We start from the raw sequence: 24,807 nt of genomic DNA, 5'->3' as shown, positions 1-24,807 counted from the left end.
GTTCTGGCCCGTCCGGGCTGAGGGATCCCTCAGCCGAGGGCTGACGCCACCACCAGCTGGGCGGTGCAGTACGCCCTCATCATCCCGGTCTGGACGGGCATCTCGCGGTACCTGTCCGAGAGGATCTCGACTCCCCAGGGGCCGCGCCACCCGGCCCGGTGCAGGGCCTGTACATCACCGGTGAGGTCGAACGACCCCTCCCCGCAGAACCGCCTGTTGCACTGGGTGTCGTGCACCAGATCGCCCTCGATGCCGGCGGCGGCATCCGACAACTCCACGGCGATGATCCGCTCTGCCGGGATCTCGGCGAGATCGGAGGCCGGCGTCCCGAACCGTTCGGTGTGCCAGACGTCGACGACCAGACCCCCTCCGGGATGGCCAGCACCCTCGACGAGCTCACGGGCGGTGGCCAGGTCCTTGATGTTGGTCCAGGGCAGGAACTCGATCCCGACCCTGGTGCCGACATCGGCGGCCTGGCCGCACAGGGTGGCGAACTCCTCCTGCCAGTGCGCCATCTCGAAGGGCCGATCATCCTCGTCGGGACCGATCTTCAGCTCGCGGGGATGCAGCGTCTCGGCCATCCTCAGCATGTCCAGACGGGTCCGGTCCGACAGCTCGCGCTGTCGGCCGGTGGCCCACCATCCGCTGAGCATCTCGATCTCGCAGGCCAGCCCGTTGTCGTCGAGCATCTGCTTCATCGTCGGCAGGCCGTATCTCTCCTCGGCGACCACCAGGTCGTCGTGGATGAAACCGAGCCCGACATAGCCGATCCGGGCGGCCGTCTCGACCCTGGCGCGAAAGTTCACCGGGGACCTCGGATCGGCCAGGGCCGGGCTGGCCGGCCCCGCCGAGGTCCAGCAGGTGGCCCACATCCGTGGGCCACCCGCAGTCTCATTGGTCATGGCGACCCGCCTCCTTGCTCGCGCTGCGGGTCGTCGATGACCCCTGCATCACTTCTCGTGTCCGGCGGTGACGCTCTGCGCGGTGGCGTCCCCGGTGCCGTACTTGTTGCGGAACCTCTCCTCAAGCTCCTCCAGAGTACGGGTCTTCGTCTCGGGAACGATCTTGATGTAGAAGATCAGGCTGCCGATGTTGATGATTCCCAGAATGAGGTAGGTCCAGCCACCGCCGATGTGATCCATCAGGATCGGGAAGGTGAAGGCGATGACGAAGTTGCCGAGCCACTGGATGCCCACCGCAAATCCCTGGGCGACGCCACGGATCTTCGCCGGGAAGATCTCCGAGACGTAGATCCACTGGATCGTGCCGCTCTGCTTGATGAACAGGAACACCGAGATGATGATCAGCACCGCCCACGGAAGCACCGCGGGAATCGAACCGGAGATCGCCCCGTCGGCACCGGCGTACTTGTTGATCCCGAAGAAGAAGACGCCGGCCAGCGAGAGCAGGCAGACGGCCACACCGGAGGTCTGGTACATGCCGACATGCCGACGCATCAGCTTGCCCACGAAGAGGAAGCCGAATGCCGATCCGATGAAGGAGAAGATTCCCGTCACCACATTGAGGGTGATCGCGCTGGCCGAGGAGAATCCGGCCGCGGTGAGAATGATCGGCAGGTAGTACATCGCCGTGTTGATGCCGGTGAGCTGGTCCAGCACACCGACCGCCGACCCGATGATCAGCAGTCGCCTGGTCCACGGCGTCCTCATGACGGTTCTCAGACTCCACTGCTCGTCCTCGGCCTCGACGCGGTGGAGGTCCACCATGCCGTCGATCTCCTGGGTGACGGTGGGATCGTCGTCCTTGCGGACCCGCTTGAGGGCGCCGATGGCCTCGTAGTAGCGCGACCGGGCGGCGTACCAGCGGGAGGACTCCGGCATGAAGTGCATGAAGATCCACAACAGCACCGCGGGGATCGTGGCGAGCACCAGCATGTGCCGCCAGGTCTGGCCGTTGCCCGACATCACGGTGAGGTTGGCGATGCTCTGCAGGGTGTCCCAGGACTGGGTGGAACCGTGCGGGAACTTCCCGGTCGGGTCGTGCTCGACCACCGCGGAGGGTCCGCCGGCGTAGTGGGCCAGCACGGCATTCATGCTGTAGGCGACCAGCTGGCCGGTGACGATGAGGAACTGGTCGACGGCGACCAGCGGTCCGCGCAGGTGCTGGGGAGCGGTCTCGGCAAGGTAGACCGGCACCGTCGCCGAGGCCCCGCCGACCGCGCAGCCGAGCAGGAAGCGGAACAGGAAGAGGATGCCCACGTTGGGGGCGAAGACGCATCCCAGGGTGGAGAAGGTGAAGATGATCGCCAGCAGGATGATGTTGTGCCGACGGCCGTACCGGTCGGACAGCCGGCCTCCGAACATGGCGCCGACCATGGCGCCCAGGGACAGCAGGCCGGTGACCAGGCCCTCCTGGACCGAGCTGAGGTGCATGCCGCCGGCGGCGTCGGGCATCAGCATGTAGGGCAGGGCTCCGGAGATGACACCTGTGTCATACCCGAACAGCAGCGATCCCAGGGTGGCCACGAAGGCCAGCAGCGCGACCGGCACCCGCCGGCCCGATCGCGGCGTCTTCTCGACGAGGTCCCTGACCTCATCAGGAGTCGGAGGGGGAGTTCTTCCCTCGGACTTGTGAACTGAATCAAGAGTGTTTGTCATGATATCCGATTTCTTCATTCGGAGAGGATGTAGGACGACGCCGAACGCATTCGGTCAGCGTCATAGAAATGCTGAGCATTGAGATCGCGGAATATCGCATCGTTGCGACTGGCGCGAGGACAGCAGTACTTCTCCACCACACTTCAGGCCATCGAATTCCCGGAATGCTGCGCGCAGCCATTGCGCGGTGACTCCGGTCGGCCGTCGTGAGTCGATGTCACGTCATATCGGCTGAGGCCTGCCCCGGGCAGCGCCGGGTCCGTACCAGTGAACGGTCGTTGTTGATCCCTCCCTTCAGCGAGAGTCCGGCGGCATCGCCGAACCCACGGACGCGGGGCGCCGCATCGCGCCCCTGCATGAGTCAGACCTGCATGAGTTCACGGAGACCGGCGCACCCAACGGCAGCCCGTCTCCGGGAGGACTATCTCACACAACGGACGTGCTGTCCTCTCCGGGGCTCGCACGTCAGCCTCCCTCCCGCATCCCGGGGATGGTCGACGAGGAGCCGGCGGGGAGTAGATGCGATCCCCACATGACGTCGGCCGCCCATCCCGCTCTCCAGCCGGTCCCCCGCCATCCCCAAGCACGCCTTCCGGGCGCCTCGAGCGGCCCGGGAGCACCCCCCGAACGCACACCCGCCACCCCTCAGGAAGCCCGATTCAGTCACGCCCTGACTAGCTGATTCTCGCCTACTAGACACTCTGGCCGATGGACAGTAACGTGTCCGTTGTTCGTGGAACGGTGGGGCACAGCCGACCCGCCCGCCTCGGCGTGGCCGCGCGCCCGTTCATACCAATCGTCGAAGGAGACGAGACACATGTCAGATCTGGCAAGCAGGATCGCTGCCGCACCCATCTCCTGGGGTGTCTGGGAGGCCAACGGAGCGTCCGGGTGGACCGTGCCGGCCGCGCAGTACCTCCAGTCGGTCAAGGACCTCGGCCTCAAGGCCACCGAGTTCGGCCCCGAGGGGTACCTTCCCGACGACGGCGACGAGCGCAAGGCGATGCTCGACTCCTACGGCCTGGAGGGCCTGGGCTGCTTCGTCCCGATCATGCTCTTCAAGGAGGACTACGATCCCCTCCCCGAGGTCGAGCACATCCTCGACGTCTACGAGAAGGCCGGCGCCTCCACCATCATCTGCGCCGCGATCTCCGGCGGCAAGGGCTACGACGACCGTCCGGTGCTCGACGAGAAGGGCTGGGACACCCTGTTCACCAACCTGGACCGGATCTGCGCAGCCGCCCGCAAGCACCACATCGTGCCGACCCTGCACCACCACATGGGCACCATGATCCAGACCGCCGACGAGATCGACAAGCTCCTCGAGCGCTCCGACATCGGCCTGTGCCTGGACACCGGCCACGCCACCATCGCCGGCATCAAGCCGCTGGATCTGGCGAGGAAGCACGCCGACCGGGTGACCTTCGTCCACCTCAAGGACGTCCACAACGAGGTGGCCGCCAAGGTCCAGAGCGGGGAGCTGTCCTACATGGACTCCCTCTCCCAGGGCATCTTCTGCCCGCTCGGCGAGGGCGACGCCCAGATCGCCGAGATGATCGACACCCTCGAGAAGGCCGGCTACACAGGCTGGTACGTCATGGAGCAGGACGCCATCCTCTCCAGCGGGGACGACCTTCCCGCCGCCGTCGCCGACGTCAAGAAGTCCCTCGACTTCCTCCACACCCTGCACTGACCCGGCGCACCCTCTTCCTCTCACCCGCCACACGAACCATCAGGAGCACTCATGTCCACATCTGATCCCATCCTCGGCATCCTGGGCACCGGGCGCATCGGCGCAGACCACGCCCGCACCATCTCGACCCTGTCCGGCATCGGCGGCATCCTGGTCGCCGACGCCGTCCCGGAGTCCGCCCAGAAGATCGCCCAGGAGCTCGGCGCCACCGCCGTCAGCCCCGACGAGATCTTCGACAAGGTCGACGGCCTGGTCATCACCACCCCCACCAGCACCCACGCCGAGCTCATCAAGAAGGCCGTCGCCAAGAAGATCCCGACCTTCACCGAGAAGCCGATCGCCCTGGACGTGCCCACCACCCGTGAGGTCGTCGACGTCGTCAACGACTCCGACGTGCTCGTCCAGGTCGGCTTCATGCGCCGGTTCAACGACGGCTACGCCAACGCCCGCAAGCTCCTCGCCGAGGGCGCCATCGGCGAGCTGCGCCGCGGCAACGTCACCATGGGCGACACCCCCGCACCGCCCGAGAGCTTCATCAAGTTCTCCGGCGGCATCAACAAGGACTGCCTCATCCACGACGCCGACATCACCCGCTGGGTGACCGGCCAGCGCATCGAGGAGGTCTACGAGGTCGGCTTCAGCCGCGGCGCGGACTACTTCGCCCGGTGGGACGACATCGATGAGGGAGGCGGCGTCTGGACCCTGGCCGACGACTCGATCGTGACCTTCCAGACCACCCGCAACAACGGCGCCGGGTACGACATCCGCCTCGAGCTGTTCGGCACCAAGGACACCATCTCCGTCGGCTTCGACACCTACATGCCGATCACCTCGGCCGAGCCCGGGTTCACCTTCGAGCAGGCCGGGGACCGCTTCCAGGCCTTCTACCCGCGCTTCATCCCGGCCTACAAGAAGGAGATCGGCCACTTCGTCCAGGCGATGAAGGACGGCAGCCCCTCGGTGGCCACCGTCACCGACGCCCTGGAGGCCCTCTACGTCTGCGACGCCATGGACCTGTCCCGCAAGGAGCACCGCCCGGTCACGGTCGACGAGATCCGTCAGGCCAAGTGACCGGCCGTCATCACACCCACGTCCAGGAGGAACTGACATGACACAGTGGCTATACCGGTGGCAGGACGCACCCGAGGGGAAGTGGGGACTGTCGGTCGGCGCCGAGGGCTCCACGACCGAGCTCGAGGGCTGGAAGCACACCGGAATCAAGGCGGCCGACACCACCGCCGACCAGGAGCTGACCCTTCCCAAGGGCAAGGAGGAGCGCTTCATCGTCCCGATCCACGGCGCCTTCTCCGTGGTGGTCGACGGCGAGCGCCACCAGCTGCGCGGACGCCCCAGCGCCTTCGCCGGACCGACCGACGTCATCTACGTCGGCATCGACCACGAGGTGACCATCATCTCGGAGGGGGACGGCAGGGTGGCCGTGGCCAGCGCCCCGGCAACCGTCGCCTACCCCACCAAGGTCACCAAGGCCGAGGACGTCCCGGTCGAGCTGCGCGGCAACGGACCCACCTCCCGCGAGATCCACAACTTCGGGACCGTGGGCCAGGCCGAGGCCGACAAGGTCATCGTCTGCGAGGTGATCACCCCCGGAGGCAACTGGTCGTCCTACCCGCCGCACAAGCATGACGAGATCACCGACACCGAGAACGCCCTCGAGGAGATCTACTACTACGAGGTCCGGTCCACCGAGGGAGCTCCCGCCGACACCGACCCGTTCGCCGTCCAGCGGGTGTCCACCGCCGACCAGAACCGTCCGATCGAGATCTGCGACGAGGTCCGCTCCGGGGACTGCATCTTCATCCCCTACGGATGGCACGGCCCCTCGATGGCCGCCCCGGGATACGACCTGTACTACCTCAATGTGATGGCCGGACCCGGCGCACGCGAGTGGAATGTCACCGTCGATCCGCACGACGCCTGGGTCAACGACTCCCTGACCGGCCAGCCGATCGATCCCCGGCTGCCGCTCCACTGAGCGACACCCCGCCCGACGAGACCGGGAACTGCGCCAGCGACGCGACGCGCCGCTGGCGCAGTTCTTCCTGTGATAGGTGTTATGACCATGACGACAGCCCAGCTCGGCAATGGCGTGGAGATCGTCTCGAAGGCGAACGCCGTGCTCGACACGCTGCGTGCGCTGGGGCAGGCCGGCGTCCCCCAGATCGCCGAGAGCATCGGGGAGCCGGTGAGCTCCGTCTACCGGCTCGTCGCCAATCTGTGCGAGGCCGGCTGGGTGGAGCACGGCACCCAGCGCGGCCGCTACCGGATCGGCTCCAAGATCGTGACCCTGAGCGGGCTGGTCGAGAGCCGGCTGGACATCCAGCGGATCAGCCGCGACGTGCTGTGGCCGCTGCGCTCCAGCACCGCCGGAACCTGGTCGCTGTATGTGCGCCGGGGCCTGCGGGCGGTGTGCATCGAGGTGGTCAGCGACCTCGTCTCGGCGCAGTTCTCGCTGCGCGTCGGGGACTCCCTGCCGCTGGACATCGGCGCCGCCTCCCTGCTCCTGGTCGCCTTCATGCCGGCCTCCGAACGCGAGGCGGCCCTGGAGCAGCTGCTGGCCACCCGGCCCAGCGGCCGCAGCACCGCCCAGACCCGCAACCGGTTCCGGACCGACGCCGACCAGGCCCGACGCACCGGCCTGGCGATCGACCTCGAGGAGACCTCCCCGGGAGTCGCCACCATCGGCGCACCCGTGCTCAACCGGCGCGGTGAGATCGAGGGGGCCATCACGCTGACCGGGGTGGACCCGGCCCACGCCCGCACCAGCGCCGTGCGCCCGCCCGCCGACCTGGTCTCCCGGGCCGCCGCCGACGTGTCCGCCCGGCTCGGCCACCACGAGGGGATCGCCCATGACGCGGACCATGCCCCGGTGCTGGGATAGCTGGGATAGGAAGACCCATGAGTACCTCTGAACAACCCGTCGGAGCCCTGGCCAAGGCGATGACCGTGGTCGAGACGCTGGCCCTGCACGGCGAGATGAGCCCGGCCGACATCGCCACCGCCTCCGGAATCCCCCGCTCCACCGTCTACCGGCTGCTGGGCGGACTCCAGGAGGCCGGTCTGGCCACCTTCCGCGATGAGTCGGCCGCCAGCCTCACCCTCAAACTGACCGATCTGGCCGACGGCGCCCGGGAGGCCATGACGGAGTGGGCGCCGATCACCGCGATCCTGCCGAACATCACCCGGACCTTCGGGATGACCTCCTTCCTGTCGGTGCGCCGCGGCGACGAGACGGTGTGCATCCGGTGGGTCCAGGGCACCGGCATCGACGCCCTGGTGCTGCGGCCCGGGCGCACCCTTCCGCTGCACGCCGGGGCGGCCGGCCGTGCGGCGCTGGCCGCCCTGGACGACGGGGAGCGCGAGGAGTACCTGTCGCGAGCCCCCTTCCGGCCCTTCAACCACAACTCCCTGGTGAGCCGCCAGGAGCTGGCCGCCGACATCTCCTGGGTGCGCGACCACGGCTACGCCTTCTCCCAGGAGGACGTCACGCTGGGGGTCGGGGCGGTCGGGATCACCGTCGAGGACCCGGCCCACCCCGGCGGGATCGGCTGCGTGTCGGTGGGCGGACTCATCGGCGAGATCACCGCCAACCACGAGCGGCTGGCCGCCGTCATCCGCGAGGAGGTCGCGGGGGTCTGAGACGCTGACCCGGGCCGGGAGCCCGGGGGAACGCCGACGTCTTCCGGCTGTGGTGGTGCGACGCCATCGGTCCGGGCGGCCGGCCGCTGTGGCGCTACCGATAGCGTGAGGGCCATGGATGATCTCTTCGACCCGCCGGGCGGGGTCTGGCAACCGGTCTCGCCGCGCTACACGACCGTCAGGAGACTGTCCGTCATCCTCACCTGGGGACTGCTGACCGTGGCCGTGGTGGTCGGCCTCGGGCTGCTGTGGACCTGGTGGGCCGGCCTGGCCGCCGGCGTCCTCGGAATCGCGTGGACCGGCTGGCGATGGATCCGGATGACGCCCATCGTGGCCGCCTGGGGCTGGTGCGAGCGCGGCACCGATCTGTGCATCCGCTCGGGGCCGTGGTTCCGCCGACTCACCATCGTCCCCTACGGCCGGATGCAGAGCGTCACCATCAACTCCGGGCCCATCGACCGCCACTTCGGACTGGCCTCGGTGGAGCTGGTGACCGCCTGTCCCTCCAGCAACGCCGCCATCCCGGGGATGACGCTCGCCGAGGCCACCGTGCTGCGAGACCGGATCACCGCCATCGCCGAGACCGCGGACGCCGGGCTGTGAGCACGAACCCCTCGTCCCCGACTCCCGACCCGCTCCCCCCGAGTCACGCCCAGCCCTCCCCGGGCCCCGACATGTCGTCCCCGACTGGTCCACAGGAGCAGCGTCTCCCGATTCAGACCACCTCGCCGGAGCAGCGTCTCCCGATTCAGACCACCTCCCCGGAGCACAGTTCCCGGGTTCAGGAGCAGCGTCCCCACTGGGCGACCCCGATCCTGCGCGGCTGGATCGTGCTGGTCGGCGTCATCGCCTGGATGGTCAAGCAGGCCTTCGACAACTGGCAGTCCACCGAGGATCTGCCGTCCCTCCGCAACATCCTGCTGGGGGCCTCCGTGGTGCTGGGGGTCGCCCTCGTCCAGGCCGTGATCGGCTTCCTCCAGTGGCGCACCACCACCTTCCGGATCGATGACGAGGAGGTCCGCGTCGACCGCCGGTTCATCATCCACAGCTCGGACCGGATCGCGCGCTCCAAGATCCAGTCGGTCGACGTCATCCAGCCCTTCGCCGCCCGCCTGGTCGGGCTGGCCAGGCTGCGGATCGACATCGGAGGGTCCAGCGCGCACACCATCGAGTACCTGACACGGGCCGACGCCTACCGGTTCCGCGACTTCTTCACCTCCACCGCCGACGAGGTCGGCGCCCCGGTGGCCCCGGGATCGGTGTGGGCCGACCGGCGCACCGACGAGTCGGTGATCACCGCAGTCTCCCCCCGGCAGATCATCCTGGGCACCTTCATCTCCGGCAACTTCCTGTGGACCGTGGTGCTCGCCGCGGCCGGGATCGTGGTCCCGATGGTGCTGGATGCGCAGGTCGTCAGCATCCCGTTGGTCGTCGGCGCCGTCGTCGCGGCGGTGCGGGTGGTCACCGGGACCCTGATGAAGTACTGGCACTTCACCCTGCTGCAGTCGGCGCGCGGACTCAAGGTGGTGCACGGCATGACCACCCTGACCACCCGCAGCGTGCCGGTGCACCGGGTGCAGGGAATCGCGGTGAGCCAGCCGCTGCTGTGGCGTCTCACCGGTCTGCACAAGGTCGAGGTCACGGTTCTCGGCGGCCTCGCCGAGGCGGACGTGCTGGAGGCCAAGGTGCTGTTGCCGATGGGCACCGCCGACCAGGTGGCGAGGGCCGTCGCCGCCCTGTGGCCCGGCTTCCAGATGGACTCGGTGGACCTGCACCCGATTCCGCGCCGGGCCCGATGGCTGCGGTGGTTCGACCGGCAGACCTTCTGGTGGGGTCTCGACGACCGGGTGATCGTGGCGCGGCACGGCCTGTTCACCCGGGTCAGGGCGGTGGTCCCGCACTCCCGGGTGCAGTCGACCCGCCTGCACCAGGGGCCGCTCCAGAGGCGTCTTCGGCTGGCCGATCTGAGTATCCAGATCCCTGCCGGACCCGTCCAGCTGTCGTGCCGCCATCTGGACGCCGGCGACACCCGCGAGCTGCTCCTCACCGAGATGGACCGGTGCCGGGCCGCGCGACGCGCCGAGACCGCCGCACTGTCGGGATCGGCGGACGATCCTCGTGAGACGCCGACGCCTCCGCTCCAGTAGTGTGATCTGACATGAGCACAGTGCTGGGCATCGACGTCGGCGGATCTGGCATCAAAGGAGCTCCCGTCGACCTGGAGGCGGGCGATATCGCGGAGCCGAGGCTGCGCATCGCCACACCCGACAAGTCCTCCCCCAAGAATGTCGCCGCCGTCATCCGGGAGATCATCGAACACTTCGCCGACTCCATCGGGGACGGCCCGGTCGGGGTGTCCTTCCCGGCCCCCACGCGCCACGGCGTCATCCCCTTCATCGCGAACCTCGACCAGGGATGGGCCGGCCTGCACGCCGAGGACTACCTCTCCGACAAGCTCGGACGCCCGGTGACCGTCGTCAACGACGCCGACGCCGCCGGCCTCGGCGAGGTGCACTTCGGGGCTGCCAAGGGGGTCCCCGGGGTCGTCATCCTCACCACCCTGGGCACCGGCATCGGCACCGCGATCATCAATGACGGGATCCTGCTGCCCAACACCGAGCTGGGGCATCTGGAGATCGACGGGTACGACGCCGAGAAGCGCGCCGCGTCCTCCGTCAAGGACAAGAAGCACATGTCCTACAAGGACTGGGCCACCAAGCGCCTCCAGCGCTACTACGAGGTGGTCGAGATGCTCTTCACCCCCGACCTGTTCGTGGTGGGCGGCGGGGTGAGCAAGGACCATGCCCGGTTCTTCAAGTACCTCAAGCTCGAGACCCCGATCGTCCCGGCCACCCTGCTCAACCGGGCCGGCATCATCGGGGCGGCCTGGCAGGCCAACTGGCGGATGGACCATCCCGACTCGGTCAACCAGGCCACCGCCAAGAAGGCGGCCGAGGAGGCCATCCGGGCGGCCGGCGGGCAGGACTGAGCTGCGGAACCTGAGTCGGGAGGAACTGAACCAGCAGGCCGAGTCGGCATGCTTGCCGACGGGACGGATTGCGCCGGCCGGCAGGACTGATCCGAAAGCAAGAACCAAAGTCGCAAGCAAGAACTGAGCGGCGGCCCGGGATCACCCGGGCCGCCGCTGGTCACCTGCTGTCGACGAGGGATCTCACATCCGGTCGGGGGCGTCGATCCCCAGCAGATTGAGTCCGCTGCCGAGGACCCGCCGGGTCGCGGCGCACAGCGCCAGCCGGGAGGAGCGCACCTGACCCTCGGACTTGAGTACCGGGCACTTCTCGTAGAACGAGGAGTAGGTCCCGGCCAGGTCGTAGAGGTAGGTGCACAGCTTGTGCGGGGTGAGGTCGTGGGCGACCACCTCGACGGTCTCCCCGAACCGGGACAGCAGCAGCGCCAGCTGCTGTTCGGCGGGCTCCTCGAGAACGGTCACGGTGCCCCAGTCCAGGCCGGCGAGGTCGACCTGCGGATCCACCTGGGGATCGGCCTCGGCGGCCGCCTTGCGCAGGATCTGGGAGACCCGGGCGTGGGCGTACTGAAGGTAGGGGCCGGTGTCGCCGGTAGTCTGGACCATCCGCTCGGCGTCGAAGACGTAGTCCTTCTGCAGACCGTTGGACAGGTCGGCGTACTTGATGGCGGCCAGTGCGATGTTCGGTGCGGCGTGCTCCTCGGCCTCGTCGAGCAGGCTGGCCAGTGAGACCGTGCCGCCGTCGCGGGTCTTGAAGGGGTGGCCGTCGGGGCCCAGCACCATGCCGTAGCCGACGTGCTCGGCCGTGACGTCGTCGGGTAGGAAGCCGGCCATCCGGGCCACCGCGAAGACCATGTCGAAGTGGTGGTGCTGGCGCACATCGGTGACGTAGATGATCCGGTTGGCCTTCAGCTGGCCGACCCGGCGGCGGATGGCGGCCAGGTCGGTGGCGTCGTAGCCGTAGCCGCCGTCCTTCTTGCGGACGATCATCGGGGCGTCCTCGCCCTTGACGAAGACGCACAGCGCGCCGTCGTCCTCCTTGGCCAGCCCGTCGGCCTCCAACTCCTGGACCACCCGGGGCAGATCGTCGTTGTAGATCGACTCCCCGGCCAGGTCGTCGTCGGTGAGCAGGACGCCGAGGCGGGCGTAGGTCTGGTTGAACCCGGCCAGCGAGACCGTGATGAGGGAGGTCCAGATGGACCGGGTCTGGGGGTCGCCGCTCTGCAGCATGACCACCCGCTTGCGGGCCCGGTCGGCGAAGTCCAGATCGGCGTCGAAGAGCCTCTTGGAGTCCTTGTAGAGCTGTTCGGTCTCGGCCAGATCCAAGGCGGAGACGTCGACCTTGTGCTCGACGATGTACTGCACGAGCATGCCGAACTGGGTGCCCCAGTCGCCGATGTGGTTCTGCGGGATGACGGTGTGGCCCTGGGCGGTGAGCACCCGGTTGAAGCAGTCGCCGATGATGGTCGAGCGCAGGTGGCCGACGTGCATCTGCTTGGCGACATTGGGGGCCGAGTAGTCGATGACCACCCGCTGGGGATCGGTGGCCTGGGCGATCCCGGCGTGCGGATCGGCGACCAGCTCGGAGGCCGCCTGGGCCAGCAGGTCGGTGCGCAGCCGGAAGTTGATGAAACCGGGGCCGGCGATCTCGGGGGTCTCCACCAGGTCGGCGGCGTCCAGCGTGGCCACGATGTCGGCGGCCACCTCGCGCGGCGGGCGCCCCTGCGACTTCGCCAGGCGCAGCGCCACATTGGACTGGAAGTGACCGAACTGGGGCTTGGTGGCCGGACGCAGTTCCGGGTCGACCCCGGTGACGGACTCAATGCGGGCAGCCAGCTGAGAGGGCAGAGACGACATGATCCGCATTCTCCCACAGGGCCCCCGGAGACGTCCCCCCCTCCCAGCCCGGCCCTGTCCACCCCCAGACATCCACCCCCAGACATCCACGATGCTCGCGAAGTTCGACGATGCTCGCGCTATAGCGCGAGCATCGTCGAACTTCGCGAGCATCGTGAGGAAGAGCGTGAGGAAGGGCGTGGGGAAGAAGGGGTGGACCGACGCCGGGCCGACAGCGTGGAACATCTGCGGGAGGTGGTGGTGTTGTATCTGGATGGACAACACCAGCAACTCACGGAGGTTCCAGATGGCAGTCCCCAACATCACGCTCAACGACGGTCGCACGATTCCCCAGCTCGGGTTCGGCACCTGGCAGGTCGCAGATGACATCGCCGAGAAGTCCGTCTCCACCGCTCTGGCCACCGGCTACCGGCACATCGACACCGCCGCCATCTACGGCAACGAAGCGGGCGTCGGCCGTGCGATCGCCACCTCCGGGGTCCCGCGCGACGAGCTCTTCATCACCACCAAGCTGTGGAACAGCAGCCACCGCAAGGACGCCGCCCGCCAGGCTCTGGAGACCAGCCTCACCAAGCTCGGCCTCGACCACGTCAACCTGTACCTCATCCACTGGCCGGCGGTGAAGTACCCGGGCCAGTTCGTCGAGGCGTGGGACGCCATGCAGGCCTTCCGGGCCGAGGGCCTGGCCCTGTCGATCGGCGTCTCCAACTTCAACCAGGAGCACCTGGACGACCTCAACGGCGCCACCCCCGCCATCGACCAGATCGAGATGCACCCGACCTTCTCCCAGAAGGCCTTCCGCGAGTCCCTGCAGAGCGCCGACATCCGCCCGGAGGCGTGGAGCCCGCTGGGCATGTCCAAGGACCTCGCCAACCCGGTGATCGTCGAGATCGCCCAGGAGGTCGGCAAGACGCCGGCTCAGGTCATCATCCGGTGGCACCTGCAGGCGGGCACCGTCGTCATCCCGAAGTCGGTGACCCCCGAGCGGATCGCCTCGAACTTCGACGTCTTCGACTTCGTGCTGACCGACGACCAGATCGCCAGGATCGACGCCGTGGACACCGGGGTCAGGCTCGGCGGAGACCCCCTCGAGGTCTGAGTCTGAAGGGCCAGTGGCCACACAGTGAGCCCCCGTGAGTCGATCGACTCACGGGGGCTCACTTCACGCCGAGATGACTACCCCGGGCTCACCTGACGACGGGCTCTGGACTCATCCGAGCACAGCCCCGGAACTCACCTGGAAACGGGCTCGGGACTCACCGGCGCCGACGACCTCGGCCCCGTCCCTGCCCCGGTCGCACCGCTGCCGCCGTCCTTCTTCGAGGGCTCGAGCAGATAGGTCATGCCGCCGCCGACCACGTGCAGCACGGCGTAGAGAATCATCAGGCCGCCGACCCCGATCGGTCCGGCCAGCGGAACCAGGGCCGGTCCGACGAAGTTCGACAGCCCGGCGCCGAGGTTGAGGATGGCCACCGCCGAGCCACGACGGTCGGGAGCCAGCAGGGGCATGATCGCCGACAGCGGCACATAGGCCGCCAGGCCGATCCCGAAGAGGATCCCGGCCACCATCTCGGCAGCCACATTGGCGCCCCAGAGGCTGGGGAACCACCACATCAGGAAGACCGCGACGGCGCATCCCCCACCACCGAACCAGGCGACCGTGCGCACCCGGCCGATTGCATCGCCGATGTAGCCGAAGGCCAGGTTGGCGAAGACATTCGCCAGGTTGAGGGTGCCCCAGACGGTGAGCCACTTCTCCTGGCTCATCCCGACGGTGCCGACGATCCACGGCGCGAAGAACACCGGAATGCCGTAGTAGGCGGCCTGATTGATGATTCGGACGACGCCGCCGATGGCGGTCTTGGGGTGCTCGCCGAGGATCGTCACGCCGCGCACCAGACCGCCGAGGGTCTCGGTCACCGAGGGGGCGCCGGCAGCGTCCGCAGCAGTCTGGAGCTCCTTGGGACGACGCACCAGGAGAATGGCCAGCAGTCCGCCGGCGATCACGAAGACGAAGGACATCCACAGGGTGCCCATCTCGCCGAAGGCGGGGATGAGGAACCAGCTGGGGATGTAGGCACCCAGGGCGCCCATCCCGAGGGACTGCGCGAACCAGAACCAGCCGACCCCTCGTCCGAGGTGCTCATCGGGGGTGTCCATCGTCACCCAGGCGAGGAAGCCGTAGCAGAACAGCGGATAGCCGAAGCCGCGCAGCGCATATCCCACCACCATCACCCAGTAGGTGCCGGTGGTGACGCCGCCCCACAGGAAGACCAGCTCGAAGACCAGCCAGGCGACCAGGCCCAGCAGCATCACCCGGCGGGATCCCCAGGCATCGGCGAGCGACCCGGAGAACCAGGAGGCGATCGCGATGACGATGCCGTAGGCGGCGGTCATGAAGGCCACCTGTCCGGCGGTCAGTCCCTTGGCGTCCTGCAGGAAGCGGGAGTAGAAGCCCAGCTCCATGCCATTGCCGGTCTGGAACAGGATGACCGCGATGAACCCCCACAGAAGGTGTCTGGCGATCCCCTGTCGTTCGAGGAATCCCCACGATCCCCCGGTACTGCGAGCACTCATCCGACTCTCATCCCTTTCCACCGCCTTCGCGGCGACACTCCTCGTTGACGTGCAGAGGTGTATCTGGTGTGGGTGAGAGTGCGAGTGTTCGACGGGTGTGCACTGGACATCTGCGGTCGTCCGCGGCCGGGCCGCGGGACGGCGTGGTCGAGCGCCTCCCTCTCAGGGCACATCATCGGGCCTGCGACCCGAACCGTGCGGTCTCGGGAGCTGTCCCAGTCAAGTCCCCGATGACCTGCACGACGCCGTGAACGCTACGCCGAGGAGCCGGGCGGGGCCTCGCCGACAGCGCCTCGTGCACTCTTGTGCATCAATTGATCATGTGAAAATCACATCGCAACGTGTGAATTTCCCCGGTGGTGCCACGCCCCGCCTCGATCGACACGGCGTCCATCGACACGACTTCTATCGACATGCGCCAATCACCCCGCAGCGATCGACGCCAGCGGTCAGCGCACGGCGAGTGCCTTGGAGACGCCGTCCTCCCGGTCGCCGAGGGTGGGGGTGCGCTGGGAGACGACGTCCCAGACCATCTTGAGACGGGCGCCGAACTCGCGGCTCCAGCCGTACCACCAGACCCGATTGCGCGGCGGATGGTCGGCGACCCCCTGGACGTCCAGCCCGGTCATCCGGCAGGTCGCCACCGCCCGGATGAGGTGGTAGTCCTGGGTGCTCAGCACCGCGGAGCGCACCCCGAAGATCTTGCGGGCCCGCACGCAGGTGTCATAGGTGTCGAACCCGGCGTAGTCGGTCACCACCTTGACGGCGGGAATCCCCCGGGTGCCGACCAGATAGGCCTTCATGTTGTCGGGCTCGTTGTAGTGCTCGGTGCCGTTGTCGCCGGAGACCAGGATGGCCCGGACCCGACCGGCCTCGTAGAGATCGGCCGCCCGGTCGAGGCGTCCCTGCAGGTATCCGGAGGGGGTGCCGTCGGAGTGGACCGCGGCCCCGAAGACGATGGCGACGTCCTCCTTCGGGACGTCGCCCGTCTCGTGGATCCGGCCCACCGAGAGCCCCTCGGCCAGCGCCCAGGGGCCCGCCAGCACCAGCGCTGCCAGCCCGACACCACCGAGAACCCCGCGCTTCAGCCATCGGTAACGTGTCCGAGTCGCCATGGCCTGAAGTCTACGGCGCACGAACAGCCCGGCCCGACGTCGACCATTCGCCCTGCCTGTGCCCACCCTGCCTGTCCTCACACAGATCGGCCCGACGTCGATCGGCCGGACCCCGGTGCCGCGCCGTCGGGAGCCACCAGTAGGCTCATGGCCCACAACTCAATGACGCGCAGGTGCTCATGGGGATCATCCGGTCCCCCGAGCCCAACAGAGAATCCGGTGAGAAACCGGAGCGGTCCCGCCACTGTGACAGGGAGGCCGTCCTCATCACGCCACTGGTGCTCCAGCACCGGGAAGGCGAGGACGGCCGTCGATCTGGAGCCAGGAGAACTGCCTGCGCGCTGCTCATCAATCCACGGCGATGGAGGGACGAACATGGACTGGATGCTGCCGGCTCCCGATGGAGCCACGCCTCAACCGATCCCCGCCCGGCACCGCCGCGGAGGATCCGACCCAGCAGACGGACAGGTCTGCGACGTCCAGAGGAGGCACCAGCCCCACGAAACTCCCCAGAATCGCAGCAGCCGTGGTCGCCGTGGCACTCGCCATGACCGGCTGCTCCGTACCGGGAGATGAGGAGTCAGCGACCAAGGACTCCCTCAACTTCGTCACCGTCATCGCCGCCAACACCACCGACCCCCATCTCGTCCAGGCGGCTTTCACCCTCAACTCCGGCGCGGTCGAGACCCTCGTCGCTCTCGACCCCAGGACGAGCACCCTGAAACCCTCGCTGGCAACCAAGTGGGACAGCAAGGACGGCCAGAACTGGACCTCCACGATCCGTGACGGGGTGAAGTTCCACAACGGCAAGACCCTGACCGCCGAGGAGGTCAGGAAGAACATCGAGCGCGCGCGCAAGGTCAACCCCGGCGTCGCCAAGCTGCTGCCGATCGCCTCGATGAGCACCCAGGGCCAGACCCTGAGGATCCACACCACCGAGCGCCATCCCGGACTGCCCTCGGACTTCGTGCACTTCAACACCGCCATCATCGACACCGCCGCGGGGGTGAAGGTCCCGGTCGGCACCGGGCCCTTCGAGATCGACTCCTTCGACATCAGAGGGGAGACCAAGCTCAGCCGCTTCGACCAGTACTGGGGCGGGCGACCCAAGCTGGCCCACGTCACGATGACCGCCAATGACGACGCCAACGCCCGCCTGCTCGCGCTGCAGTCCGGGGGGAGGCCGATCTCATCTACCGGCCCTCCACCGAGAGCCTCGACGCCCTGAAGAAGGACTCCAAGTTCACCGTCGAGTCGGTGCCCGGCACCCGCGTCTACCACCTCATCCACAACTACGCCGGCCCCAACGCCCGGCTGTGGAAGAACCTGGAGTTCCGACGCGGCATCGATGCCCTGATGGACCGCGACTCGATCACCAGAACGGTGATGAGCGGCCAGGGGGTCGCCACCGACAACCCCTTCCCCGGCAAACGCGAGATCTCACCGGCACCCGGCCCGACCCGCCAGAAGGGCACCGCCGCGGCCCTCGCCCACTTCTCCGCCGCCGGCCTGAGCGTCTCCGGGGGCAAGGTCACCGACTCCGGCAAGCCGATCTCGATGACCATCGTCACCTATGTCGCCCGACCGGAGCTGCCTCAGATGGCGCAGGTCCTGGAGAACGCCGCCTCCCGAGTCGGCATCTCCTTCAAGATCGTCACCGCCGACAACATCGACGAGTACCTCACCCAGAACAGGAGCAGATGGGACGTCGCCACCTACTCGGTGAACACCATCACGCGAGGAGACGGGTCCTACTTCGTCAACGGCTCGCTGGCCCCCGGAGGAGCGCAGAACCACGGCTCCCTCGACGACCCCGCGGTCACCTCCCTCATCGGCTCCTACAACACGACGGTCGGGGAGAAGCCGCGGGCCGGGATCGCCCGCAGGATCGCCGCCACCGTGCGCGACAAGTACTACAACACATACCTGGTCTCCCCGAACGAGACAGCGGCCTACGACTCCTCGGTGACCGGCTGGATCACCCTCCCAATGAGTTCGAGTACCCGATGATCACCAAGGACTTGGCCCGTGCCTGACCAGCTGTCCGCGATCCTCCGGAAGGCCGGGGAGGTGGTGCGATGGTCTGGGTGATCACCCTGCCCAGCTTCCTCATCGTCGCCCTGGCCCCCGGAGATGCCGCGCTGTCCATGCTGCGCGTCGACACGGTGGCTCTGAGCCAGTCCGAGATCCAGTCCTACCGGGAGCAGATGGGTCTCACCGATCCGCTGCCGGTGCGGTACTGGCACTACCTCACCGGGCTGCTGCACGGAGACCTGGGCACCTCGGTGATGACCGGTCAGCCGGTCGCCGCCGAGATCGCCCAGACCCTGCCGGCCACTCTGCTGCTGGCCGGTTCGGCCCTGGCGCTGACCTTCGTCCTGGTGATCCTGCTCGGAACGGTCTCGGCGGCCTTCCGGGGAGGGTGGCCGGACAGGGCCGTCAGCATGTTCAACTACGTCGCCGCGTCGATGCCGACCTTCTGGCTCGGGCTCCTGCTGATCCAGTGGTTCGCCGTGGACCTCGACCTCCTTCCCGCCTCCGGCTGGCACCAGGGTCTGGGGCTGGTGCTGCCGACGGTCAGCCTGGCGGCGGCCATCGCGCCGCCGTTCATCAAGATCTACCGGCAGAGCTACGGGGAGACCGTGAACAAGGAGTTCGTCCGCTCGGCGCGGTCCCGCGGAGTGCCCTTCGGCATCATCCGCTCCCGCCACGTGCTGCGCGGAAGCCTCATCCCCGTGGTGACGATGATGGGGGTCAGCCTGGGCAGTCTGCTGTCGGGATCGGTGGTGGTCGAGGCCATCTTCGGTCTTCCCGGGATGGGCAAGCTGGCCGTCGAGGCCGTCACCCGCCGCGACTACAGCGTCATCCAGGGGTTCGTGCTGGTGATCGGCCTGGCTGTTCTGGCCATCAACCTGCTCGTCGACCTCTCCTACCGCCTCATCAGCCCCGAGGTGCGCCTGAAGGGAGGTGCCCGGGCATGAGAACACTCCTGTCACGGACCCGATCGGCCCGATCGGCCCGCAGGACCGGCTCCGGATCCGCCCGGCCGCTGCTGATCGCCGCCGGCATTCTGCTGGCGGTGGTCCTTGCGGGGCCCTGGCTGGCTCCGCACGACCCCTATCTGGTCGATCTCGGCCAGAGCCTTCGGCCGATCAGTGCCAACCATCTGCTCGGCACCGACCAACTGGGCCGCGACGTCCTGTCGCGGGTGCTCACCGGGGGACGCACCACGGTCGGCATCGCCCTGGTGGCGCTCGCCGCCTCGGTGCTGGTCGGAGTCCCGTTGGGGCTCTACTCCGGATATCTGGGCAGGGGGACCGACTGGGTGACGATGAGGGTGTCCGACGCCTTCATGTCATTCCCCGAGTACGTGGTTGCCATCGTCCTCACCGGGCTGATGGGCCCGGGCTTCCTCAACCTCGTGCTGGCGGTCGTCGTCGTCAAGTGGGTGGGGTACACCCGACTGGTCCGGTCCATCGTCATCCAGGAGAAGACCCAGGACTACTTCATGGTCTCGGCCGTCAGTGGTTCATCGAGGACCCGCACCATCACCCGCCACCTCAATCCCCATGTGGTGGGCCCGGTGCTGTCCCTGGCGACCCTGGATGTCGGCAAGATCGTGCTTCTGGTGGCCTCGCTGTCCTTCCTGGGACTCGGCGTGCCCCAGCCCTCCCCCGAGTGGGGGGCGATGCTCAGCGAGGGTCGGGCCTACTTCACCCGCACCACCATCCTCATGCTGGCCCCGGGAATGGCGATCTTCCTGGTCGTCATCCTCACCAGCCTGGCCGGAGACCGGCTCAGCGCGAGGTACTCCCTCGACCAGACAGGAGAGTCCCATGCTTGAGGTGTCCGGACTGACCATCGGCACCGCCGACCGCGAGATCGTCCACGGCGTCTCCTTCTCCGTCGACGCCGGCGAGTGGTTCGCGGTCATCGGGGAGAGCGGCTCGGGAAAGAGCATCTCCGCCCATGCCATCGGCGACCTGCTGCCCCGCTCCCTGCACCGCAACGCCGAGGCGCTGCGGCTGGGGGATCTGGATCTGCTGACCGCCGGCCGTCGACGACTCCGCCGGGAACTGGGGCGCAGCATCTGCTACGTCTTCCAGAACTACGGTGCCGCCTTCTCCCCCTACTACCGGATCGGTGCGCACATGACGGAGGCCCTGAGGGTCCATGAGAGGTTGAGCCGGGGGCAGTGCCGCGGCCGGATCACAGACGCCCTGGAGAGGGTGGGGCTGGATCCGCTGATCACCGCCGAGCGGTATCCCTTCCAGCTCAGCGGGGGTCAGCTCCAGAGGGTGGTGCTGGCCACCGCCCTGATGGGCAGGCCGAAACTGCTCATCGCCGACGAGCCGACCACCGCCCTGGACGCCGCCACCCAGGCCGACGTCCTCGAGAGGGTGGACGATCTGAGGCGGTCCACCGGGTGCGCGGTGCTGTTCATCACCCATGATCTGCGCTGCGTGTCCGCCCGCGCCGACCGGATCGCGGTGATGCGCCGCGGCCGGATCGTCGAGACCGGTCCGACTTCGAAGGTGGTGGCCGATCCGCAGGACCCCTACACCCGCAACCTGTTCGCCTCCGTCCCGATGGTCGACCGGGATCTGGACCGGCTGCCGGTCCTCGACGACCCGGACGACTCCACCGAGGAGGCCTCATGAGTGCCGAGACCGCTGCAACAGCCCCGGAATCGACGTCGGCCGCGACTCCGGCGCTGCGGGCCGAGGGCATCACGATGACCTACCGGAACGGGCTCACCGCGGTGGACGGGGTGTCGCTGAGCATCGCCCGGGGAGAGTGCGCGGGTCTGGTGGGCCAGAGCGGATCGGGCAAGAGCACCCTGGCGCGCTGCCTGCTGGGGGTCCAGCGGATGGCCTCGGGACGGGTGTGGATCGGATCCCAAGAGATCACCGCCCTGCGCGGCCGCAACCACCGCGACCAGCGTCGCCGGATGCAGGTGGTCCTCCAGGACGCCAGCGGATCCTTCAACTCGCGGATCCCGATCATCGGGTCGCTGCTGGAACCGCTGGACTGCCAGCCCGCAACCCTCCGGCGGCTGATGGCCGAGCGAGGGGTGGGACGCCGTGAGCTGGCCTCGGATCTGCTGCGGCAGGTGCACCTGGAGGCGGACCTCCTCGACCGGCTTCCCGGATCCCTGTCCGGCGGACAGCTGCAGCGGGTCTCGATCGCACGGGCGCTCAGCGACCAGCCCGAGGTGGTGATCCTCGACGAGTCCACCGCCAGCCTCGACGTGTCGATCCAGGCGCGGCTGTTCAACCTGCTGAAGGATCTGCGCGAGGAGCTGGGGGTGGCGATGCTCTTCATCACCCATGACCTGGGAGCGGCACGGTTCCTCGCCGACCGGATGATCGTGATGAGAGCGGGCCGTTTCGTCGACGAGTGCGCCTCGACGGACCTGCTCTCGCCCGATCGTGACCCCTACACGCGGGAGCTGGTGGACCTGTTCCGCACCCACACCGGGTGAGTCGGATCCCGAAGAGCCCCGGCCAGGGCAGCGCCGGGCAGGCCCGGGTCGCCCCCTGCCGGACAGCACGTCCGGCAGGGGCACACAGGGGGTTCAGTGCCGGTGCTGGCGGTACCAGGTCACCAGACCCCGGGTCGAGGAGTCCTGGGCCACCAGCGCCGCGTCGTCCCCGGAGACCGCCGGGGCGACCTGGAGGGCGAGCTTCTTGCCGAGCTCGACACCCCACTGGTCGAAGGAGTCGATCCCCCACACCGCACCCTCCACGAAGGTGATGTGCTCGTAGAGGGCGATGAGTTCGCCGAGCACCTTCGGGGACAGCTCGGCGGCCATGATCGAGGTGGTCGGGCGGTCGCCGGGGAACACCCGGGCCGGCACGATGGCCTCGGCGGTCCCCTCGGCGCGCACCTCCTCGGCAGTCTTGCCGAAGGCCAGGGCGGCGGTCTGGGCGAAGAAGTTCGACAGGAACAGCTCGTGGACGTCGACCGTCCCGTCCTTGGTGGGATGGGTCGGGTTGGCGAAGGCGAGGAAGTCGGCCGGGATGAGCCGGGTGCCCTGGTGGATCAACTGGTAGAAGGCGTGCTGGCCGTTGGTGCCGGGCTCCCCCCAGAAGACCTCACCGGTGGCGGTGGTCACCGGGGTGCCGTCCCAGCGCACCGACTTGCCGTTGGACTCCATGGTGAGCTGCTGGAGGTAGGCCGGGAAGCGGTGCATGTACTGCGAGTAGGGCAGCACCGCGTGGGACTCGGCCTTCCAAAAGTTGACGTACCAGACGTTGAGCAGACCCATCAGCAGCGGGACGTTGTGGGCCGGGTCGGCGGTGGCGAAGTGCTCGTCGATGGAGTGGAAGCCGGCCAGGAAGTCGGCGAATCCCTCGGGCCCGATGGCCACTGCCAGGGAGGTGCCGACCGCGGAGTCGACCGAGTAGCGGCCGCCGACCCAGCTCCAGAAGCCGAACGCGTTGGCCGGGTCGATGCCGAAGGCGGCGACCTTGTCGAGGGCGGTGGAGACGGCGACGAAGTGCTTGGCGACGGCGGCGCTGCGGGCCTCATCGGTGTCCTCGATCGCCCCGGAGGCCACCAGGGAGTCGAGCAGCCAGGCGCGCACGCAGCGGGCGTTGGTGAGGGTCTCCAGGGTGCCGAAGGTCTTCGACGCCACGATCACCAGGGTGGTCTCGGGATCCAGATCAGCGGTCTTGACGGCGGCGTCGGTGGGGTCGATGTTGGAGATGAAACGGCACTCCAGACCCTCCTTGACGTAGGGCTTGAGGGCCTCGTAGGCCATCACCGGACCGAGGTCGGAGCCGCCGATGCCGATATTGACGACGGTGCGGATCGGCTTGCCGGTGGCTCCCACCCACTGGCCCGAGCGGACCTTCTCGGCGAAGGCGTAGATCCGGTCGAGGACCTCGTGGACGTCGGCGACGACGTCCTGCCCGTCGACGGTCAGCGAGTCGCCCGCGGGACGCCGCAGGGCGGTGTGCAGAACGGCCCGGTCCTCGGTGACGTTGATGTGCTCACCGGAGTACATGGCGTCGCGGCGTGCAGCGATGCCGACCTCATCGGCCAGCTCGAGGAGGGCGTCGCGGACCTCGTCGGTGAGCAGGTTCTTGGACAGGTCGACGTGGAGATCGGCGGCGGAGAAGGTGTAACGCTCGGATCGTCCGGGGTCGGCGTCGAACCAGCGGCGCATCACGTGGGGGCCGTCGATGATGGTGGGCTGAAGCTGGGCCAGCGTTGCCCAGGCGGGGGTGGTGGTGACATCAACCGGTGTCTGCATGGGTCCCACACTAGGAGATGGCCGGGCAGATCACGCCCACTATCCTGATCACGAACCGTGATCGGAGGCGGCCGGGACCGGCCGGCCGGGTCCAGGGGCCAGGACGGAGAGTCGATGCGCGCAGGCAGCAGGCCGGTGACCATGGCAATGGCGGCCGCCGTCGTCGCGATGTCGTTGGCCTGGGGAGGGTCTGTTCTGGGCAGTGACCGCGCGGCCGCCGCCTCCGTTCACCCAGCTTCTGTGCGTGTCGCCGCAGCCGGTGTCGTCGCCGCAGCTCCCGTTCGTGTCATCGCCGCCCCTCACCGGGCCCCGGCCCGTCTCGTGGCCCGGGCGCCGCTGCCGGCGGACCCACCCGCCCCGACCCGGGAACTTCCTCAGGCCCGGCTGGCCGCGACGATGACTCCCTCCAGCGGTGCCCCCGGCACCGTCATCCGCATCGCCGGACGCCTGACCCGCACCGACGGGAAACCCGTCGACGGCGCCTCGATCGCCATCCAGGGATCCTTCTCCGACGTCCCCCGGGCCTTCTCGGCGACCGATCGCCAGGGCCGGTTCACCGCAGCCCTCCAGGTGCCCCTCGGCACCGCGGGCGGGCCGGCGACCATCCGGGCGAGTCTGGTCGGCGACACCCGGTACCGCGCCACCAGTCAGCAGTGGCGGTTCACGGTGGTGGCCGGCGCCGCCACCCCGTCGTCCCCCTCGCCCCAGCCGACGGACACGCAGACAGCCGGTCAGGACGCCGAGGCCGTCCCCGACAGCTCCTCGACCGATGTTGCGGGTGCAGGGACCTCGGATATCCCCAGCCCGGGAGCGGCATCACTGCCCGCCTCCAGCGGCACGGCGACCCCGCCAGGAGTGCTGGACTCCTTCGGTGGACGCCGGGCGGTCGGCATCTTCCTGGTGGTCCTGGGCGGCCTGGTCGCCCTGGCGCTGATCGGCTGGGTGATCCGGGCGCTGGCGCGACTCATCCACCGGATCCGGCACGGCCGGGACCCCCACCAGGGCAGTTCCGACGGGGCCAACGACCTGTTCAGCTGAACCCG

22 protein-coding genes and 1 riboswitch are annotated in these 24,807 nt (G+C 68.4%); of the genes, 16 read left to right on the top strand and 6 right to left on the bottom strand.

The genetic code is table 11. The features are described from left to right. Positions 1 to 29: 29 nt before the first annotated feature. On the bottom strand, positions 30 to 902 hold the full coding sequence (locus H590_RS0109505) for a sugar phosphate isomerase/epimerase family protein (protein ID WP_028703366.1): 873 nt from the start codon (positions 900 to 902) through the stop codon (positions 30 to 32). 48 nt (positions 903 to 950) lie between these two features. Continuing rightward, the gene (locus H590_RS15965; protein ID WP_197720498.1) at positions 951 to 2,636 is read right to left on the bottom strand and encodes an MFS transporter; all 1,686 of its coding nucleotides are present in this window, start codon (positions 2,634 to 2,636) and stop codon (positions 951 to 953) included. Positions 2,637 to 3,435: 799 nt separating this feature from the next. On the opposite strand from H590_RS15965, the gene H590_RS0109495 reads away from it, so the two are divergent. The 8 genes from H590_RS0109495 (at position 3,436) to ppgK (ending at position 10,957) form a co-directional block, all read left to right on the top strand. Continuing rightward, entirely contained in the window at positions 3,436 to 4,311 is an 876-nt protein-coding gene (locus tag H590_RS0109495) for a sugar phosphate isomerase/epimerase family protein (RefSeq protein ID WP_028703365.1), read from the top strand. A gap of 51 nt (positions 4,312 to 4,362) precedes the next feature. Next, the gene (locus H590_RS0109490) at positions 4,363 to 5,382 is read left to right on the top strand and encodes a Gfo/Idh/MocA family oxidoreductase (RefSeq protein ID WP_028703364.1); all 1,020 of its coding nucleotides are present in this window, start codon (positions 4,363 to 4,365) and stop codon (positions 5,380 to 5,382) included. 37 nt (positions 5,383 to 5,419) lie between these two features. Beyond that, the gene (iolB, locus tag H590_RS0109485) at positions 5,420 to 6,304 is read left to right on the top strand and encodes a 5-deoxy-glucuronate isomerase (protein ID WP_028703363.1); all 885 of its coding nucleotides are present in this window, start codon (positions 5,420 to 5,422) and stop codon (positions 6,302 to 6,304) included. 81 nt (positions 6,305 to 6,385) lie between these two features. Beyond that, positions 6,386 to 7,210: an IclR family transcriptional regulator gene (locus tag H590_RS15960; RefSeq protein WP_051238424.1), complete on the top strand. Its 825-nt coding sequence runs from the start codon at positions 6,386 to 6,388 to the stop codon at positions 7,208 to 7,210. Positions 7,211 to 7,227: 17 nt separating this feature from the next. Then, positions 7,228 to 7,968, top strand: coding sequence for an IclR family transcriptional regulator (locus tag H590_RS0109475; RefSeq protein ID WP_036981840.1), 741 nt, complete (start codon positions 7,228 to 7,230; stop codon positions 7,966 to 7,968). 114 nt (positions 7,969 to 8,082) lie between these two features. After that, on the top strand, positions 8,083 to 8,571 hold the full coding sequence (locus tag H590_RS0109470) for a PH domain-containing protein (protein ID WP_028703361.1): 489 nt from the start codon (positions 8,083 to 8,085) through the stop codon (positions 8,569 to 8,571). A 71-nt stretch (positions 8,572 to 8,642) separates the two neighbouring features. Further along, on the top strand, positions 8,643 to 10,115 hold the full coding sequence (locus tag H590_RS15955) for a PH domain-containing protein (RefSeq protein ID WP_084149416.1): 1,473 nt from the start codon (positions 8,643 to 8,645) through the stop codon (positions 10,113 to 10,115). 11 nt (positions 10,116 to 10,126) lie between these two features. Next, positions 10,127 to 10,957 (top strand): polyphosphate--glucose phosphotransferase, encoded by an 831-nt coding sequence (ppgK, locus tag H590_RS0109460; protein ID WP_028703360.1) that lies wholly within the window; start codon positions 10,127 to 10,129, stop codon positions 10,955 to 10,957. Positions 10,958 to 11,140: 183 nt separating this feature from the next. On the opposite strand, the gene argS is transcribed toward ppgK, so the two are convergent. Beyond that, the gene (argS, locus tag H590_RS0109455) at positions 11,141 to 12,811 is read right to left on the bottom strand and encodes an arginine--tRNA ligase (protein ID WP_028703359.1); all 1,671 of its coding nucleotides are present in this window, start codon (positions 12,809 to 12,811) and stop codon (positions 11,141 to 11,143) included. 286 nt (positions 12,812 to 13,097) lie between these two features. Between argS and H590_RS0109450 the strand changes: the two genes are divergently transcribed. Then, positions 13,098 to 13,910, top strand: a complete 813-nt coding sequence (locus H590_RS0109450; protein ID WP_028703358.1) for an aldo/keto reductase — start codon at positions 13,098 to 13,100, stop codon at positions 13,908 to 13,910. A 134-nt stretch (positions 13,911 to 14,044) separates the two neighbouring features. Here H590_RS0109450 and H590_RS15950 read toward each other — a convergent pair whose 3' ends face one another. Beyond that, positions 14,045 to 15,388 carry an MFS transporter gene (locus H590_RS15950; RefSeq protein ID WP_036981838.1) on the bottom strand — a complete coding sequence of 448 codons (1,344 nt, stop codon included), beginning with the start codon at positions 15,386 to 15,388 and terminating at the stop codon, positions 14,045 to 14,047. A 449-nt stretch (positions 15,389 to 15,837) separates the two neighbouring features. Further along, positions 15,838 to 16,503, bottom strand: coding sequence for a SanA/YdcF family protein (locus H590_RS0109440; protein WP_051238422.1), 666 nt, complete (start codon positions 16,501 to 16,503; stop codon positions 15,838 to 15,840). Positions 16,504 to 16,657: 154 nt separating this feature from the next. Beyond that, positions 16,658 to 16,855, top strand: a riboswitch (cobalamin riboswitch). A gap of 174 nt (positions 16,856 to 17,029) precedes the next feature. Between H590_RS0109440 and H590_RS17355 the strand changes: the two genes are divergently transcribed. From H590_RS17355 to H590_RS0109415, 6 genes are all read left to right on the top strand, one after another. Continuing rightward, entirely contained in the window at positions 17,030 to 17,731 is a 702-nt protein-coding gene (locus tag H590_RS17355) for an ABC transporter substrate-binding protein (RefSeq protein ID WP_051238421.1), read from the top strand. Positions 17,732 to 17,760: 29 nt separating this feature from the next. Beyond that, positions 17,761 to 18,513, top strand: coding sequence for an ABC transporter substrate-binding protein (locus H590_RS17350; protein WP_051238418.1), 753 nt, complete (start codon positions 17,761 to 17,763; stop codon positions 18,511 to 18,513). A gap of 68 nt (positions 18,514 to 18,581) precedes the next feature. Beyond that, positions 18,582 to 19,484 (top strand): ABC transporter permease, encoded by a 903-nt coding sequence (locus H590_RS15940; protein ID WP_051238415.1) that lies wholly within the window; start codon positions 18,582 to 18,584, stop codon positions 19,482 to 19,484. Further along, a complete protein-coding gene (nikC, locus tag H590_RS0109425; protein ID WP_051238414.1) occupies positions 19,481 to 20,347 on the top strand; it encodes a nickel transporter permease in 867 nt (288 codons plus the stop codon). Before H590_RS15940 ends, nikC begins: the two co-directional genes overlap by 4 nt. Continuing rightward, complete coding sequence (locus H590_RS15935) at positions 20,340 to 21,164, top strand: ABC transporter ATP-binding protein (protein WP_051238412.1); 825 nt, start codon at positions 20,340 to 20,342, stop codon at positions 21,162 to 21,164. Before nikC ends, H590_RS15935 begins: the two co-directional genes overlap by 8 nt. After that, positions 21,161 to 21,988 (top strand): ABC transporter ATP-binding protein, encoded by an 828-nt coding sequence (locus tag H590_RS0109415; protein WP_071161736.1) that lies wholly within the window; start codon positions 21,161 to 21,163, stop codon positions 21,986 to 21,988. The genes H590_RS15935 and H590_RS0109415 overlap by 4 nt, the downstream gene beginning before the upstream one ends. A 93-nt stretch (positions 21,989 to 22,081) precedes the next feature. Here H590_RS0109415 and pgi read toward each other — a convergent pair whose 3' ends face one another. After that, positions 22,082 to 23,764: a glucose-6-phosphate isomerase gene (gene pgi, locus H590_RS0109410; RefSeq protein WP_028703354.1), complete on the bottom strand. Its 1,683-nt coding sequence runs from the start codon at positions 23,762 to 23,764 to the stop codon at positions 22,082 to 22,084. Positions 23,765 to 23,878: 114 nt separating this feature from the next. Here pgi and H590_RS0109405 point away from each other — a divergent pair, with 114 nt between their 5' ends. After that, complete coding sequence (locus H590_RS0109405; RefSeq protein WP_126412654.1) at positions 23,879 to 24,802, top strand: carboxypeptidase-like regulatory domain-containing protein; 924 nt, start codon at positions 23,879 to 23,881, stop codon at positions 24,800 to 24,802. Positions 24,803 to 24,807 lie beyond the last annotated feature (5 nt).

This window comes from Acidipropionibacterium jensenii DSM 20535, from assembly GCF_000425285.1.
GTDB classification, from domain to species: Bacteria; Actinomycetota; Actinomycetes; order Propionibacteriales; family Propionibacteriaceae; genus Acidipropionibacterium; species Acidipropionibacterium jensenii.
This window is presented reverse-complemented; position numbering and strand designations above follow the sequence as displayed.